General features: G+C 63.4%; 15 protein-coding genes. 2 read left to right on the top strand and 13 right to left on the bottom strand.

All coding sequences use genetic code 11. From position 1 onward, the window contains the following. Positions 1-68 precede the first annotated feature (68 nt). The 3 genes from XH89_RS18150 to XH89_RS18140 are packed head-to-tail and all read right to left on the bottom strand — an operon-like array spanning position 69 to position 4,507. Positions 69-1,643, bottom strand: coding sequence for a DASS family sodium-coupled anion symporter (locus tag XH89_RS18150; RefSeq protein WP_246767865.1), 1,575 nt, complete (start codon positions 1,641-1,643; stop codon positions 69-71). Further along, positions 1,612-3,711 carry an acetate--CoA ligase family protein gene (locus XH89_RS18145; protein WP_194468288.1) on the bottom strand — a complete coding sequence of 700 codons (2,100 nt, stop codon included), beginning with the start codon at positions 3,709-3,711 and terminating at the stop codon, positions 1,612-1,614. Before XH89_RS18145 ends, XH89_RS18150 begins: the two co-directional genes overlap by 32 nt. Before the next feature lie 4 nt (positions 3,712-3,715). Next, positions 3,716-4,507: an enoyl-CoA hydratase/isomerase family protein gene (locus XH89_RS18140; protein ID WP_194468287.1), complete on the bottom strand. Its 792-nt coding sequence runs from the start codon at positions 4,505-4,507 to the stop codon at positions 3,716-3,718. Between the two features lie 329 nt (positions 4,508-4,836). Here XH89_RS18140 and XH89_RS18135 point away from each other — a divergent pair, with 329 nt between their 5' ends. Continuing rightward, positions 4,837-5,628, top strand: coding sequence for an IclR family transcriptional regulator (locus tag XH89_RS18135; protein ID WP_194468286.1), 792 nt, complete (start codon positions 4,837-4,839; stop codon positions 5,626-5,628). A 21-nt stretch (positions 5,629-5,649) separates the two neighbouring features. Here XH89_RS18135 and XH89_RS18130 read toward each other — a convergent pair whose 3' ends face one another. Further along, entirely contained in the window at positions 5,650-6,423 is a 774-nt protein-coding gene (locus XH89_RS18130) for a helix-turn-helix transcriptional regulator (RefSeq protein WP_194468285.1), read from the bottom strand. A 95-nt stretch (positions 6,424-6,518) separates the two neighbouring features. Next, positions 6,519-6,719: a hypothetical protein gene (locus XH89_RS18125; RefSeq protein WP_194468284.1), complete on the bottom strand. Its 201-nt coding sequence runs from the start codon at positions 6,717-6,719 to the stop codon at positions 6,519-6,521. Between XH89_RS18125 and XH89_RS18120 the strand changes: the two genes are divergently transcribed. Then, a complete protein-coding gene (locus XH89_RS18120) occupies positions 6,718-7,002 on the top strand; it encodes a hypothetical protein (protein ID WP_194468283.1) in 285 nt (94 codons plus the stop codon). The genes XH89_RS18125 and XH89_RS18120 overlap by 2 nt on opposite strands. 592 nt (positions 7,003-7,594) lie before the next feature. On the opposite strand, the gene XH89_RS18115 is transcribed toward XH89_RS18120, so the two are convergent. The 8 genes from XH89_RS18115 to XH89_RS18080 all read right to left on the bottom strand — a co-directional run bounded on the left by XH89_RS18115 (position 7,595) and on the right by XH89_RS18080 (position 15,094). After that, positions 7,595-8,299 (bottom strand): ABC transporter ATP-binding protein, encoded by a 705-nt coding sequence (locus XH89_RS18115; RefSeq protein ID WP_194468282.1) that lies wholly within the window; start codon positions 8,297-8,299, stop codon positions 7,595-7,597. A gap of 7 nt (positions 8,300-8,306) precedes the next feature. Beyond that, positions 8,307-9,587, bottom strand: a complete 1,281-nt coding sequence (locus XH89_RS18110; RefSeq protein ID WP_188105183.1) for a lipoprotein-releasing ABC transporter permease subunit — start codon at positions 9,585-9,587, stop codon at positions 8,307-8,309. Between the two features lie 73 nt (positions 9,588-9,660). Beyond that, positions 9,661-10,980, bottom strand: coding sequence for a proline--tRNA ligase (gene proS, locus XH89_RS18105; protein ID WP_194468281.1), 1,320 nt, complete (start codon positions 10,978-10,980; stop codon positions 9,661-9,663). 147 nt (positions 10,981-11,127) lie between these two features. Further along, positions 11,128-12,690, bottom strand: a complete 1,563-nt coding sequence (locus tag XH89_RS18100; RefSeq protein ID WP_194468280.1) for a copper resistance CopC/CopD family protein — start codon at positions 12,688-12,690, stop codon at positions 11,128-11,130. Then, a complete protein-coding gene (locus XH89_RS18095; protein ID WP_194468279.1) occupies positions 12,690-13,208 on the bottom strand; it encodes a YcnI family protein in 519 nt (172 codons plus the stop codon). The genes XH89_RS18100 and XH89_RS18095 overlap by 1 nt, the downstream gene beginning before the upstream one ends. Positions 13,209-13,238: 30 nt before the next feature. Then, a complete protein-coding gene (locus XH89_RS18090) occupies positions 13,239-13,763 on the bottom strand; it encodes a copper chaperone PCu(A)C (protein ID WP_194468530.1) in 525 nt (174 codons plus the stop codon). Between the two features lie 27 nt (positions 13,764-13,790). Continuing rightward, entirely contained in the window at positions 13,791-14,741 is a 951-nt protein-coding gene (gene copD, locus XH89_RS18085) for a copper homeostasis membrane protein CopD (RefSeq protein WP_246767864.1), read from the bottom strand. Continuing rightward, the gene (locus XH89_RS18080) at positions 14,738-15,094 is read right to left on the bottom strand and encodes a copper resistance CopC family protein (protein ID WP_194468278.1); all 357 of its coding nucleotides are present in this window, start codon (positions 15,092-15,094) and stop codon (positions 14,738-14,740) included. Before XH89_RS18080 ends, copD begins: the two co-directional genes overlap by 4 nt. Between the last annotated feature and the right edge of the window lies 1 nt (position 15,095).

Genomic DNA, 15,095 nt, shown 5'->3' with positions numbered 1-15,095 from the left:
AAGGTTCGCGGGGCCTCACACCGGCGTTTGGATTACGAGCTTCAGAGCGGCAGCTGTTGGACACTGGTTCATGTCCAAAGACCGACGAGTGGCCAATAGGTGAATATGAACAGCACGATCAAGCCGTACATGATGGCCGCGAGCGGCAGGCCCAGGCGCATCATGTCCCGCGTCGTGAAGCCGCCGGCGCCATAGGCGATCATGGCCGGAGCCGAGGTCACGGGAATGATCGAGAGGCACTGAGCGATCAGAGCGACACCGAGCACGATACCGACAATCGGGAGTGCCGGATCATGCAGAGATACCAGAAAGCCGATAATCGCTGGCGTGATCGCGGTAAGACACGACGTGATGCTGGTAAAGCAGAAGCGAACGAAGAACACGACGACGAAGATCATGATCGCCAGCGCCGTGACCGACAACCCTCCCATCCCCGACTCAACGAATGCGACTTTCGACAACCAGGCAGCCCCTCCGGTCTTGGACAGCATCTCTGCCATCGAGATGCCCGCGCCGAACAACAGGATCGAGTTCCAGTCGATCCGCTTGTAGAGGTCGTTGCAGGTGGTAACGCCTACGCCTGGCAAAACGAGGAGCAGCACGCAGAAAACCGAAACGGCGGACGCCTCGATGTGATGCATCTTGTCCGTCGCCCAGAGCAGGATCGTCACCACCATGATCGCCGAAGCCCGCTTTTCAAGGCTGGACATCGGCCCCAATTCCGCGATCCGAGCGGAGACGTAGTCGCTCCCTCCCGGCAATTCTGCGAACTCAAATTTGAAAAGCCGGGTCACCAGGACATAGAGCCCGCCGGAAAACACCACCGTGAACGGGAAAAGGTAGACCAACCAGTCGACATAACTGACCTGGGTTTGGCCGGCGCTGGTGAGAAAATTGACCATCACGGGATTGGGCGCCGCGCCGGTGAGGACACCGACTCCGGTGACAGACGGCAGAATGCCCGCCAGCAGCAACATGGCCTTGCCGATCTGGCTGCTGCGCGGCAGACCAAAAGCCTCCGTCAACCCGATGACGATCGGAACAAGCGTTGCCGCGCGCGCAATCACCGACGGAATGAAGAACGTGAGTGCAAATGCGGTCAGGATGATACCGAGCATGATCGCACGCGTTTCCGCGCCGACCAGCTTCAGGATCAGATAGGCAACGCGCTTTTCGAGCCCAGTACTCGTGATGGCTGCGGCCATGGCCAGCCCTGCCGCGACGAACAGCCAGCCGCCGTTCGAAAACCCACTCAGCGCAAGCGGTATGGCTTTCGCTGTTCCAAGGATGGGTCCCGCATCGTTCGCGGCAGGTGAAAACCCGAGAGCGAGTATCAGCAGAAGCACAAGCGCAACCGCGCTGACGCCGTACGGAATCGCCTCGGTGATCCACATCAGCACCACGAAGACCATCACGGCAATCACGCGCTGCCCGGCAAGTGAAAGACCGCCAGGAGCCGGCGCCATGACGATAGCGGCCATGATCGCAAGAGCGACCAGGACGGTCAGGAATTTCCTGACGCTGACCGCGGGCGTCGTGGCCCCGGCATGAACCAATGTCGACATGCGCATCCTCCCCTTTTTTTGGTCATCGGCGAGCGCCCGAGGCTGCTCAGACCGCGCCGGCTGCTCCGAGCACCGCAACGCCGTCCGCGGCCCGGACGCCCTGTCCGGCCGGCAAGACGAACACAGGATTGATCTCGGCCTCGATCAGGCGCTCCCCGAGCTCTGCTGCCATCGCCGAGAAGGACACGACGGTCGAGACGATCGCTTCGATGTCGGCTTTCGGTCGCCCTCTGAATCCGTCCAGCAGCGGCCAGGTCATCAGCTCGCGCAGCATCGAGCGCGCATCCTCGCGGCTCAGTCGGCCCTGCGCGGGCAGGAGGCGCATGGTCGTATCCTGGAACAGCTCCGCGGCGACACCGCCCATGCCGAGCAGTACTGCGGTTCCAAGCGGATCGCGATGCAGCCCCAGAATCAACTCGGCGCCACCGGAGACCATTTCCTGCACGAGGAACCGCCGGGGCCGCTGGCCGGTCGCCGCTTCCACTTCTTCAGCCATGCGCACCAGCCGGCGACCGATCGTATCGGGTGTGAGATTGAGGGCCACACCGCCCACATCGCTCTTGTGCGTGATCTCGCCGGACAGGATCTTGAGCACGACCTTGCCGCCAAGCTCTCGCGCTGCCGCTTCCGCCTCGGCCGGCGCCTGGACGACCCGCTCTGCGACCGTGGGAATGCCGAACCTGGCAAACAGCGCCTTTGCAGCGGCCTCGTCGAGCGAGCCTGCGGGGAAATCGCTGACGTCGACATGGTTTGCAGGGGTCGTTATGTCGTCGCTCTGCAACGGCTCCGCTGCCTTGAGCAGGCCCGAGAGCGCGGACGCACAGCTTTCCGCCGATGTGTAGGCCGGTACACCTTGCGCCGTGAGAGCCGATCCGACATTCGGCGCGTGAGGACTGACATAGGCGATGACCGGCTTGCCGGACATCGGAAGGCAATCACGGATGGCATCTGCGAGCAGCGCCGGGGAGCCAACCGCCGACGATCCCGCAATAACGATCAGGGCATCATATGACGGGCTAGCCAGCAGGACGCGGATCGCGCCCCGCAGCACGTCCGGTTGCAGCCCGGCCAAGGTCAGGTCAACCGGATTGCGGTCGAGATTGGCATGGGACCCGGATTGCAGCGATCTGAGCTGGGCCGCGGTCTTGCCGTCGGGCGCGGGCGTCTCGAACCCGGCGACGCCGAGGCTGTCGGAGACGATCGTTCCGGCGCCGCCGGTCGAAGTGAGTATCGCCACGCGCCGGCCGGTGAGCATCCTGCCGGTGGCAAGAGCCGCCGGAATATCGAGCAGGTCCTCGAACGTCTTCGCCCGGATCACGCCGAGCTGCCTGAACAGGGCGTCGTACATCCGGTCCGATCCGGCGAGAGCGCCGGTGTGCGACACGGCTGCCTTTGCGCCGGCTTCCGAGCGACCGATCTTGAATGCCACCACTGGCTTGCCCGCCTGCCGCGCCTTGCGCACAGCCTCGCGAAAGCGGATCGGATGACGGATCGTCTCGACATAGAGGGCGATCACCCGGGTTGCCTCGTCCGCCGCAAGAAATTCAATGAAGTCGGAAAGCTCGAGATCGGCCTCATTGCTGGTTGACACCAGCTTCGACAGTCCGATCCCGCGCGCGGCGGCGCGCGAGAGCAACGCCCCGAGGATTCCTCCGCTTTGCGACACCACGCCGATCGAGCCGGCGGTGAAATGATCCATCGCCAGCGCGCCCGAGGCCGAGAGGACGATGTTGTCGGTCAGGTTGACCAGACCGATGGTATTGGGCCCGAGGAGCCGCATCGCGCCGGCAGACTCGATGAGCTGTCTCTGGCGCAACGCCCCCTCTTCGCCGGTTTCGGTATAACCGCTGGCAAGAACGATCGCAGCAGCGGTGCCGCGCTGGGAGAGCTCTCGCACGGCAAGATGCGCGCGTTCCGCGCCCAGCAGAACGATGCCGACATCGGGCACGGCAGGGAGCGCACCAACCTCCGGATAGCATGTGAGCCCGGCGATACGTTCAACCTTCGGATTGACGGGATATATCTCGCCGCTGAAGCCATGCTTTTGCAGGAACGACACCGGTCGCCCCGACGTCTTGCCCGGGTCGGCCGACGCGCCGATCACGGCGACGCTCCGCGGTCGAATGAGGCGGCTGATGGCGTTCATGACGTCATTCCTTCACGGAGGATTTGGACAGGAATGCCACCACCGCATCACGGTGCTCGGCGCTGGTGTAGCAGATCGCTTGCGCCTGACTGCCGAGATCGAAGATTTCGTGAGCCGATCGCTCGAAGGTCTGGTTGAGAATACCCTTGCCCAGCGCCAGCGCCGTCGGCGAAGCTCGTGCGAGCTCCGCGGCCCAGGCTTGTGCAGCCGGAAGCAACTCGCCGGCAGCCACCCTGCGATCGAGAATGCCGAGCGCAAGCGCCTCCTCGGCTTCGACCATACGCCCCGTGAAGATCAGTTCCTTCGCCTTGGCAAGACCGACCCTCCGCGGCAGAAAGTAGAGACCGCCGCCGTCCGGGATCAATCCACGCTTGACGTAGGACCAGGTGAATTTCGAGCGCTCGGAGCCGATCAGGAAATCGCACGCGAGCGCTGTATCGGCGCCGAGGCCAGCCGCGGCTCCGTTCACCGCCGCGATGGTTGGCTTAGGAAGGTTGAGCAGCAAAGTTTGCGCGCGATGCACGCCTTGTTGCCTGCTCCAACCGTTGAACGCGACCTCCCCTTGCGGTGCGTCCAGGCGCCGCCTCATCCCGCTGATGTCACCGCCAGCACAAAACGCGCTGCCGCGTCCGGTCAGGACCAGGGCCCTGATCGCCCTATCGCCCGCAACGCTGTGCAGCGCATCGACGAATTCGGAGCGCATCTCGTCGCTCATGGCATTGCGGCGCTCGGGCCTGTCCAGGACGATAGTCGCAACGCCGGATTCAACGGAGAATTCGATGAGTTGGTTGGTCATGTACAAGCCTTGTTGCGGTTTTGCGCCGAACGCCGACGTTCATCTCGGATGGGCGCATCACTTCGGCCGCGTCGGCAGATGCCGACCCGGGGGTCTCGCCGCGCATGCGCCTTGAGGGATAAGCGACGTTTCGTTCCAGACCGCAGTCCGGCGGGTCGAAGCCGCGGAGCGGATCGCGCCGGACGGGTTACCTAAAGGGGATCTCTGGACATTGCGTTTCGTACTCCCGACGGGATTTGGTTTTGATTTATTGCTTGCGTCTATATCGGACCGCCATAAAAGCGACTATCGGTCATTTCCACTAAATGGAATTCGGTTGAGGAGCTGAGATGGCCTTGGCACAGCAGTATTCCGGCGGCGCAAACGGAAACAGGTCGCTCGAGAGAGGCATTGAAATCCTGCGCGCCTTCCGGCCCGGCGTCGACACGCTCGGCAACGGCGAGATCGTCGAACGGACCGGACTGCCCCGCTCCACCGTCAGCCGTTTGACCAAGACGCTGGTCGCCTTCGGCATGCTCGACGAGATCAGGGCGGAACGGAGTTATCGGCTTGCGGCGGCGGTTCTCAGCCTTGGTCACGCCGTTCGCATGGGCTCGCCGGCGCTCAGGGTCCTTGGTCCATTGATGCGGGCTGAATCGACGCGGCGCAAGCTCAACGTTGGTCTCGCAACCGCCGACCGCGCGATGATGGTCTACCTGGAGTCCATTCGCTACAATCCACGCCCGACGTTGCGCAGCATTGTTGCGGGCCAACAGGTCCCGATGGAGCTAACCTCGCTGGGCCGCGCCTATCTCGCAGGGATTCCGGACGGCGAACGCGACAGGCTGATCGGGCAGTTCAGGCGACGCAGTGCCGCCGCCACCAAGGCGCTGGTCGCCGATGTCCAGAAATCAATTCGCGCCGTCAGACGCGACGGCTATTGCGCCGCCTCCTGGCAGCCAGGCGTGCTCGCCGTCGCCACGCCGATCGTGGTCGAGGGTCTGCCGGTCTATGCCATCAACATGAGCCTGCAGGACATCGAGCCCGGCGACGATCTCGCCAAAGAGATTGGCGGCTACCTGATGGCGTTCGCGGCACGCTGCAAGGAAGCGCTCTCCGGCCGACAAGACTTCGGAGAATGAGTTCGGCGCTAGATGTCGTACTCACACCGGCGTATAGATCACGAGCTTCAGCGCGGGATCGTCGTTGGCCTGAAAACTGACGTGCTCGAAATGCAGCACGCCCTTGGTCGGATGGGTCATGGTCTTGCGGCCCGACAAGGTGCCGTGCACCTCGTGCGCGCCCCACCATTTGACGAATTCGGGACTGCCCTCGCGCAAGCGCGCCAGCAATTCGGCAAAGGCGGGATCGCCGGCCCAGACGTCGTGGGTGGCGCGGAACATCGCGACCATGCGCTTGGCGACGTCGGCCCAGCCCGCACCGTAGGATTTCCGCGTCTTCTTGTTGGTCATCATCAACAGCAGCGTGTTGCGATCCTCTTCCGGCAAGCGGCCGAACGCGAAGACCTCCTCGGCGGCTGCGTTCCAGGCCAGCACGTCCCAGCGCCGCCCGGTGATGTAGGCGGGGTGCGGCAGGCTCTCGACCAGGCGCTGAATGGCTGGCGGCACCACCTCGCGGCTGAACGCACCCCTCGCGCCGTCGCGCGCAAGATCCTTGAGGTGCGCATGCTCGGTCTTGCTCAGCCGCAGCGCGCGCGCCAGCGCATCGACGGTCGTGACCGACGGGCTGACGGTGCGCCCCTGCTCGAGCCGGATGTACCAGTCGACCCCGATGCCGGCGAGCTGGGCGACCTCCTCGCGGCGCAGCCCCGCGGTGCGCCGCCTTTGTCCCGCGGGAAGACCGACGGTCTTCGGCGATAGCTTCTCGCGGCGTGAGCGGAGGAAGTCGCCGAATTCGACGCGGCGGGGATCGGCCATGGGGTGGTTCCGTGGATGGGGGTCTTGGAGTACTAGGATAATACCAGGCCTTAGTCCGACCGCAAGATAGGCGGGCATTGTCTAGGCGCCCAGCCCTAGTCAAAGAGCGTCACGATCCGTTCGACTTCTCCGGCGAACCAATCGATGCCCTCATTGACCGGCAGTCCGGCCAATTCAGACGGCGTGCTGAACGTGAGCCGATTGTAAATCATGAACTCACAAGGACCGTTTGGAACAAAAGCAATGCCAGCCTTCTCTTCATTTAGCTGCAACGTTCCGGCAGGTTGCCCCATCATGATCTGCACACTTCCATTGCGCAAAGCCGAAGCCGGAGTTACCTGCCGCCTGAACCCCGAGCTCGACGTGTTTCCGATTGCGATCAAGGTCGTGAAACCCAAACAGTCTCGGATTTGCGTCGCCGTGTGGCTGGAGGTCAGTGATCATCTTCTGATCTGCGGGCGAAAGCTTCTTAATTTTTTGGAGGCCGTCGGCAGCAAAGACGCGGGCGTCCTTGGAAATTGGGAAATATACGCCCGATGTGCTCTTGCCATTCCTAAGAGCGAGGCGGGTCGCCAGTGAATCCAAACAGGACCGCAACTCGTTGACGATCTGGCCGGTTGGCGTAAGGATTGAGATCGGCGATGGTTCCGTCAGCCGCACTTTTATGATGCGCCACGGCGGCTGCTCGTTTGTATTCTCTCACGCCGGAATGTCTTGCAGGTACGAATCGACGTCTTTCATCAGAGCAGCGTTTTGCTGCCTGCATTGAGCGATCCGTTCTTTGATCTGCCTCAGGTCGTCTGCCATGTTAGATCCTCCCTCGGATCCAAGAGAGGCGAAATTGGACGAAAAGCAAGCAAGAGCCGAGCGCGGACTTAGAGCTTGCTGCGGGGGACAGGAATCCAACTCAATCTGCCATCGACTTCGCGTTTGGTCACAAACCCAAATTCTTTAAGGTCGTCCCAGCCGCGTAGGGTGGGCAAAGGCGCGCTCTTCGCGCGCTGTGCCCACCGTCTATCCGTCACTCTAGCAGAGGTGGGCACGCTTCGCTTTGCCCACCCTACGGAGGCGTTGCGCAATCGCGACCATTTTGCCCATGAAGTCAAACGACCGTCTGGCGGCACCCCGGCCGCGGCCGTCTACTGTGCATGGGGTTGTTTTCGCCGCCTTGTTATTCGAGCTCGACGACCTGGCCGTTCGACAGCGACACCCGCCGGTCCATACGGCCGGCCAGCTCCATGTTGTGGGTCGCGATCAGCATCGAGACCTTGGTCGCCTTGACCAGCTGCATCAGCGCCTGGAACACGTGGTCGGCGGTGTGCGGATCGAGATTGCCGGTCGGCTCGTCCGCCAGCAGCACGCGGGGCGCATTGGCGACCGCACGCGCGATCGCGACGCGCTGCTGCTCGCCGCCCGACAGCTCCGCGGGCCGATGCGTGATGCGGTCGCCGAGGCCGAGATAGCCGAGGATCTCCTTGGCGCGCTTGACGCTCTCGGACTTCTTCAGGCCGCGGATCATCTGCGGCATCATCACGTTCTCCAGCGCCGAGAATTCCGGCAGCAGCCGGTGCGACTGGTAGACGAAGCCGATATCGGTGCGGCGAAGCTGGGTGCGCTCGATGTCGGGCAGCTGCGAGGTCGGCGCGCCGTTGACATAGACCTCGCCGGAATCGGGCGCCTCGAGCAGGCCTGCGATGTGCAGCAGCGTCGACTTGCCCGAACCCGATGGTGCGACCAGCGCGACCGACTGGCCCGCCCACAGCGCCAGCTTGGCGTTGTCGAGGATCGTCAGCGCCGCTTCACCCTGGAGGTACTGCCGCCTTATCTCGTGGAGATAGATGACCGGTACATCCTCAGCCCCCTGCTGCTGCTCCATCAGCCCCTCACTCGTACCGCAGCGCTTCGACAGGATCGAGGCGCGCGGCGCGCCACGACGGATAGAGCGTCGCCAGGAACGACAGCGTCAGCGCCATGATGACGACGGCCGTGGTCTCGCCGACGTCGATCTCGGCGGGCAGCTTCGACAGGAAATAGAGCTCCGGCGAGAACAGCTCGGTCGAGGTCAGCCAGGACAGGAATTGCCTGATAGATTCGATGTTGAGGCAGATCACGAGACCGACGAAGAAGCCGACCAGCGTGCCGACCACGCCGATCGAGGCGCCGGTGATCAGGAAGATCCGCATGATCGAGCCTTGCGAGGCTCCCATGGTCCTGAGGATCGCGATGTCGCTGCCCTTGTCCTTCACCAGCATGATCAGGCCGGAGACGATGTTGAGGGCCGCGACCAGCACGATCATGGTCAGGATCAGGAACATCACGTTGCGCTCGACCTGGAGTGCATTGAAGAAGGTCGAGTTGCGCTGGCGCCAGTCGACCAGGAACACCGGCCGCCCCGCCGCGTCCGTCACGGCCTTGCGGAAGGCGTCGATCCTGTCGGGGTTGGTGGTGAATACCTCGATCGAGGTGACGTCGCTGCTGCGGTTGAAATAGGCCTGCGCCTCGGCCAGCGGCATGAAGACGAAGCCGAGATCGTACTCCGACATCCCGATCTCGAACACGGCCACGATCTTGTACGGCTTGATGCGCGGCGTCGTGCCCATCGGGGTGACCGCGCCCTTCGGCGCCACCAAGGTCACGCTGTCGCCGGCGTGCAGCGACAGCTGGTCGGCAAGCCGCCGGCCGATCGCAACGCCCTGCCCGTCGTCAAAGCCCTCGAGCGAGCCCTGCTTGATGTTCTTGGCGATGGAGGTGAGGTTGTTGAGGTCGTCGGAACGGATGCCGCGTACCAGCACGCCCGAGGCATTCCAGGGCGAGGACGCCAGCGCCTGGCCGTCGACGACGGGGGCAGCCAGCCGGATGCCCTGGACCTGGCTGATGCGGTCGGCGACGTCCTTCCAGTCGGTCAGCGGCGATTCCAGCGGCTGGACCAGGATATGGCCGTTGAGCCCCAGGATCTTGTCGAGCAGTTCCTTGCGGAAGCCGTTCATCACAGCCATCACGATGATCAGCGTGGCGACGCCGAGCATGATGCCGAGGAACGAGAACCCGGCAATGACCGAGATGAATCCCTCCTTGCGGCGCGCCCGCAAATAGCGCGCCGACAGCATCCACTCGAAGGGCGCGAAAGGCGCGGTTTGAACAGTTTCGGTCATGGTTTCATCCATCGCTCGATAATCCCATGATTCGGGGTCAATTGTGGCCGGATTGGCGGCCGCGATCTCGGGCGATGAACAATATTCAACCGACCAGGCGTGCAACCGCGTCCGCGGGCGACATCGTCTCGCGGGAGCCGTCGCTGCGCTTCTTGATCTCGACCTTGCCGTCGGCCAGCCCCTTCGGCCCGATCATGATCTGCCAGGGAATGCCGATCAGGTCGGCGGCGGCGAATTTGGCGCCGGCGCGCTGATCGGTGTCGTCGTAGAGCACATCGACGCCCTTGGCGGTGAGCTCGGCATAGAGCTTCTCGCAGGCCCCATCGACCGCTGCATCGCCCTGCTTGAGGTTGAGGATCGCCACACGGAACGGGGCGACAGCCTCCGGCCATTTGATGCCGGCATCGTCATGGCAGGCCTCGATGATGGCGCCGAGCAGGCGCGAGACGCCGACGCCATAGGATCCGCCGTGGATCGGCACGTCGACGCCGTCAGGGCCCGCCACCATCGCCTTCATCGGCTCGGAGTACTTCGTGCCGAAATAGAAGATCTGGCCAACTTCGATGCCGCGAGTGTTCACGCGCTTGTCGGCGGGCACTTCCTGCTCGAACCGAGCTGCGTCATGAACGTCTTCCGTGGCGGCATAGACCGAAGTCCATTGCTTGATGATCGGCGTCAGATCGCCGTCGTAGTCCACGTCCTCGCCCGGCACCGGCAAGTCCAGCACGTCGCGATTGATGAACACGCCGGATTCGCCGGTCTCGGCCAGCACGATGAATTCATGGCTGAGATCGCCGCCGATCGGGCCGGTCTCGGCGCGCATCGGGATCGCCTTCAGCCCCATCCGCGCGAAGGTGCGCAAATAGGCCACGAACATCTTGTTGTAGGCAACGCGTGCGGCGGCCTCGTTGAGATCGAATGAATAAGCGTCCTTCATCAGGAACTCGCGGCCGCGCATCACGCCGAAGCGCGGACGCTGCTCGTCGCGGAATTTCCATTGAATATGATAGAGATTCAGCGGCAGGTTCTTGTAGGACTTCACATACGCGCGAAAAATCTCGGTGATCATTTCCTCGTTGGTCGGTCCGTACAGCAGCTCGCGCTTGTGGCGGTCGGCGATGCGCAGCATCTCCGGGCCATAGGCGTCATAGCGCCCGCTCTCGCGCCAGAGGTCGGCGAGCTGGAGCGTCGGCATCAGCAGTTCCAGCGCACCGGAGCGGTCCTGCTCCTCGCGCACGATCTGCTCGATCTTCTTCAGGACCCGGAAGCCAAGCGGCAGCCAGGCGTAGATGCCGGCCGCCTCCTGCCGGATCATGCCGGCGCGGAGCATCAGCCGATGCGAGACGATCTCCGCCTCTTTCGGATTTTCCTTCAGAATGGGCAGAAAAAACCGCGACAACCGCATGGCAATACTCTGGGAATCAGTGAGGGGTTGCAGTGAAACCGGATTGGGAGCGAAAACACAAGACCGGGAATGAGGAAAAGCCGCTAACGCGGCGGAATTCCTGTCATTTTTCCGTCGACTTCAGGTTCGACTTGAGCCGTGCCGGCCTTAAGGTGGTGCGACCTCGAGGTCGTCCTCAAGGGTGACCTTCTCGAAATCGGTCACCAGCGCGTCGATCCGAACATGCCAGCGGCCGGCGAACGGCAGCTCGACCTTGCGCACATGCCAATAGCCGTCGGGCCCGAGCTCGGCGTTCCGCTCCATCGGCTCAATGCCGCGCTCCGGCAGGCTCAGCGTCAGTGTCGCCTCCTTGGCCTTCAACGGCGTCGCCTCGCCGGTCATGAGCTGGAGCACGAAATCGTCCATACCGGCCTTGCCCGGGGACACCAGCACCTGGAACATCGCCTTGTCGGTGTGGATATGGATCGCCAGCGGCGTCTCCGGCACGATGGTCCGCGGCGGCGGCGTGAAGCGCCAGCCCGCGACCACGGCAAAGATGGCGAGCGCGGCCCCGCACTCCAGCAGGATTGAACGTTTGAGCGCGGACGCGGCCCCGCGATCTTTCGCTAGCGCCGGTGTCAGTCTGTAACGATTGAGGGCGGCAAGGCCCAAAAGGGACAAGACCAGCGCCAGTTTGACCGACAAGATCAGGCCGTAGCCGGTCTCGAGGAGCGCCGACAGCTTTTCGAGCTGGATGATCGCCACCGTGAGGCCGGTGAGCGCCAACACGGCGACCACCGGCACGGCAATGCGCGAGAAGCGGTTCAAAAGCGGCAGCACCGCCGGTGTCGGCTTCGACAGCAACGCGGCAAGCGGTGCCAGCGCGCCGATCCAGAAAGCGACGGCGAGGCCATGAAGGAAGATCGCTGGCCGTGTCAGCACCTCAGGCGGCGCGGTGGCGGCGTGCCCGGTCATCGCGAGCGACAGGCCGACACCGGCAAACGCGATGGCCGCGAGAGCGCGCGCGTACCACGCCCGGCCGAGCGCCATCAGTGCGAGCAGCATCGCCGCGATGGCAACGAGCAAGGCGGGCCCCGCGCTGGTCGCGAATGCGACTGTCCAGGGGGCCGCCGTTACAAGGGCTGCAAGCGGCAAACCAAGGAGATCAAGACCCAGCACGCCGATGGAGACAACAGCACATGGGAGACCGATGAGCAGCGCACCGCGCGGCACATTCATGCCTGTCATCGACCACGCAATCCAGCGGCCAAAGAATACACCGCCGACGCCCACAAAAAGCCCAAGATAGAGGCCGATCCGCGACAGCCAGATCAGCGCGTTCAACCGGCCATCTACATTGGCCGCAGGCTGCGTGGCCGTCGGCGCGCCCACCGAGAAGATCACGGATCCCACGACGGGATGACCGTCCTGTGAGATCACCCGGTAGCTCAGGACTGAGGTGCCCTGCGGCAGATCCGCCGGCATCGCCACCGAGATCCCCTCGCCCGATGTCGTGACACGCGCATCGGCCCGCGCCCTGCCCGCGCCGTCGATCAACTGGATCGCGCCCGGGGTCACCGTCTCGTTGAAGCGCAACTCGACTGCCTTTGGTGCGCTCGCAAGAATGCTGCCGCTCGCCGGCTCGACTGAGATCAGCGCCGCATGCGCGGACGCGCCGGTCGAATGACCGACGAGCATCAGCAGTGTCGCGAGCGCTGCGAGAAGACGCATTACGGTTTGGGCAGCAGCTTCACGCCAGGCGCCGGCGACTTGCCTTCATGCGAATGCCCGCCTCCTTCCGTCGGGATTTCGATCCAGCGGCTGACGCCCTTCTCGCATTCCTGGACGACCGGGAAATACAGAGTTGTGTCCGGCTTCAGGCTGTCGGCGAGAAAGGCGCTGATGACAAACTCATCGTAATTGTGATCCGGCAGCTTGCCGCCGGACCACGCCACCTCCTTCGCCCCCGAGGACAGCTTATTACCGTGGTAGTCGTACGCGCTGGCATATTGCCCCTCGACGACATCGACGTTCCAGCCGGCCTTCGGCATCGGCTTCACCGCGATGACGCCTTCAGGGATCTGCACACGGATCTTGACTGTCGGCGAGCCCGAACAGCCATGCGGCACCGCGAATACGGCCTTGTAGGATGCGCCGACCGTAGCCTGCTTGCCTTCCAGATAAACGTGCGCCGCCGCCGGCGATCCAGCCAGCACAGCCATCAGGATCGGCCAGACTGTCTTCGACATGCTCGATCTCCCGAGACTAGATCACACTGGTCACATCTTCATTCCCGAATGATCCGGCATCTTCTTCATCATATGCCCGCCACCGCCGGGCGCCTGGGCGCCAACGCCCTGGACGTCGAGCGAGACGGAGACCTTTCCGGCCTTCTCGAACTCGAGCGTAACCGGCACCTTCTCGCCCTCTTTGAGCGGGCCCTTCAGATCCTGGAGCATCAGATGATTGCCGCCGGGGGCGAGCTTCACGGTCTTGCCCGGCTCGATGACGAGGCCCTTGTCCAGCGGACGCATTTTCATCACGCCATTGTCCATCGCCATCTCGTGGACCTCAGCCTTGCCGGCGATCTCGGCCGACACGGCGACGAGCTTATCGGGCGCGGTGCCCTTGTTCTCGATCGTCAGGAAGCCACCGGCGACCTTGGCGCCACCAGGCGTCGCCCGGCTCCAGGCCTGGGTGACGACGAGATCTCCTGCCTTGACCTCGTCGGCGCTGGCGGGGGCACGCAGGACGAGAGCGAGCAGGACGGCGCCTGCGATTGATCCGAACGAAGCTTTATTGATGTGCACTTTGTGCTCCTCTTGTTGATTTCAGTTCGCGAGGTGGATGGCGGGATGCAGCGTGCCGAGCAGCCCGACTATAGCGAAAATGACAAGGCCGAGAACGAGCTCGATGGTGCTGTTGCGCATGAGAGAGGCGCGCGCACCATCCCCGCACTTGCCGAGCCGCGGGGTCAGTGACAGCCGGTTGACAGCAGCGAATGTCAGCATGAAGGCGAACACGACGAGCTTAACCAACAACAATTCGCCGTACTCTGTGGCGATCAGCGCTCGCACAGAGCCGACCAGGATCACCGTGTTGGCCACGCCAGTCAGTATGAGAGTTGCCACGCTGATGATGCCCATCGTCGAAAATCGCCCGACAGCATCGCGGGCCGCCGACGGCGAGCTACTATAGCGGGCGGCGGCGAGGAAGAGAATCAGCGGCACCAGGCCACCGATCCAGGCGGCAGCGGCCAGAATATGTAGCGCATCCGCAGCAAGATGCAGGTAGCCGACGATACCGAGGGTCGAGCCGGCATGTCCGGTCCAGGCCAGCATTGCAGCAAATGCAAGCGACGCCGCAAGTCCAAGCCATCGCGCGATCGCCGCACGATTGCAGATGAGGCAGATCGCCAAACAAACCGCAGTGCAGGCCCTGAGGGCTGCGACCTGGCCGAACTGCGTTTCGTTGACAACGGTAGACAGCACGTCCGGGCTCAGCGCTTCGTCGAGCGGCATGCCGCTCATCGACACCGCCTGAAGTGTCAGCCAAATCCCGCCCGAGATCACAGCGATGGCAAGGCAACCCCACGAGATCCACAACGCACGGGTCCGCACGCGCTCAGCCGCGCCTGCCAGCTCACGTGAAGCGGGTTCGGCGATGGAAGCCTGAAACAGGATATTTCCAGCCATCATCGCCGTCGTCGCGAAATGCACGGCACGGGTCGCGACCAGGGGCGCATCGGACGTTGACCAATCCATCGGCAGTTGCGCCTTCAAGGGCCGACCTGGAAGGTGAAGCTCCCGTCGGTCGTATGCGTATCCACCGACAGCACGTGCCAGTTCACGTGGTAGGTGCCGGCGCCGCCCGGCTTCAGTGGAACAGATATCTGGTTGCCGTTGACGCTCGCCTTACCGGCGTCCACGCGTTGCCCGTTAGGCCCCGTGACAGTGATCGAGCTGAATGCAGCCTCAAGCTTCTGCGTGAAGGTAAGCGTCACCGCGTGGGGGAGGCTCGCAACCTTGTTGCCGACCCGCGGCTCGGCATAGTCAAGCGTCGCATGAGCCACAGCTTCACCGGAGGCGAGCAGCAACAACAACGGAATCATGGAAAAAAGTGATGACGCTCGCATA

It is taken from the genome of Bradyrhizobium sp. CCBAU 53340, from assembly GCF_015291645.1.
GTDB lineage: Bacteria > Pseudomonadota > Alphaproteobacteria > Rhizobiales > Xanthobacteraceae > Bradyrhizobium.
Note: the sequence above shows the minus strand (reverse complement) of the source record. Positions and strands in the feature narration are given on the sequence as shown.

What these genes read in the sequence shown, in the direction of transcription:
- XH89_RS18115 (WP_194468282.1), bottom strand. Translation starts at nt 8,299, where the DNA reads ATGGAGCAGCAGCAGGGGGCTGAGGATGTACCGGTCATCTATCTCCAC.
- proS (WP_194468281.1), bottom strand. Translation starts at nt 10,980, where the DNA reads ATGCGGTTGTCGCGGTTTTTTCTGCCCATTCTGAAGGAAAATCCGAAA.
- XH89_RS18120 (WP_194468283.1), top strand. Translation starts at nt 6,718, where the DNA reads ATGATCTGCACACTTCCATTGCGCAAAGCCGAAGCCGGAGTTACCTGC.
- XH89_RS18140 (WP_194468287.1), bottom strand. Translation starts at nt 4,507, where the DNA reads ATGACCAACCAACTCATCGAATTCTCCGTTGAATCCGGCGTTGCGACT.
- XH89_RS18080 (WP_194468278.1), bottom strand. Translation starts at nt 15,094, where the DNA reads ATGCGAGCGTCATCACTTTTTTCCATGATTCCGTTGTTGTTGCTGCTC.
- XH89_RS18095 (WP_194468279.1), bottom strand. Translation starts at nt 13,208, where the DNA reads ATGTCGAAGACAGTCTGGCCGATCCTGATGGCTGTGCTGGCTGGATCG.
- XH89_RS18135 (WP_194468286.1), top strand. Translation starts at nt 4,837, where the DNA reads ATGGCCTTGGCACAGCAGTATTCCGGCGGCGCAAACGGAAACAGGTCG.
- XH89_RS18110 (WP_188105183.1), bottom strand. Translation starts at nt 9,587, where the DNA reads ATGGATGAAACCATGACCGAAACTGTTCAAACCGCGCCTTTCGCGCCC.
- XH89_RS18100 (WP_194468280.1), bottom strand. Translation starts at nt 12,690, where the DNA reads ATGCGTCTTCTCGCAGCGCTCGCGACACTGCTGATGCTCGTCGGTCAT.
- XH89_RS18125 (WP_194468284.1), bottom strand. Translation starts at nt 6,719, where the DNA reads ATGATGGGGCAACCTGCCGGAACGTTGCAGCTAAATGAAGAGAAGGCT.
- XH89_RS18145 (WP_194468288.1), bottom strand. Translation starts at nt 3,711, where the DNA reads ATGAACGCCATCAGCCGCCTCATTCGACCGCGGAGCGTCGCCGTGATC.
- XH89_RS18130 (WP_194468285.1), bottom strand. Translation starts at nt 6,423, where the DNA reads ATGGCCGATCCCCGCCGCGTCGAATTCGGCGACTTCCTCCGCTCACGC.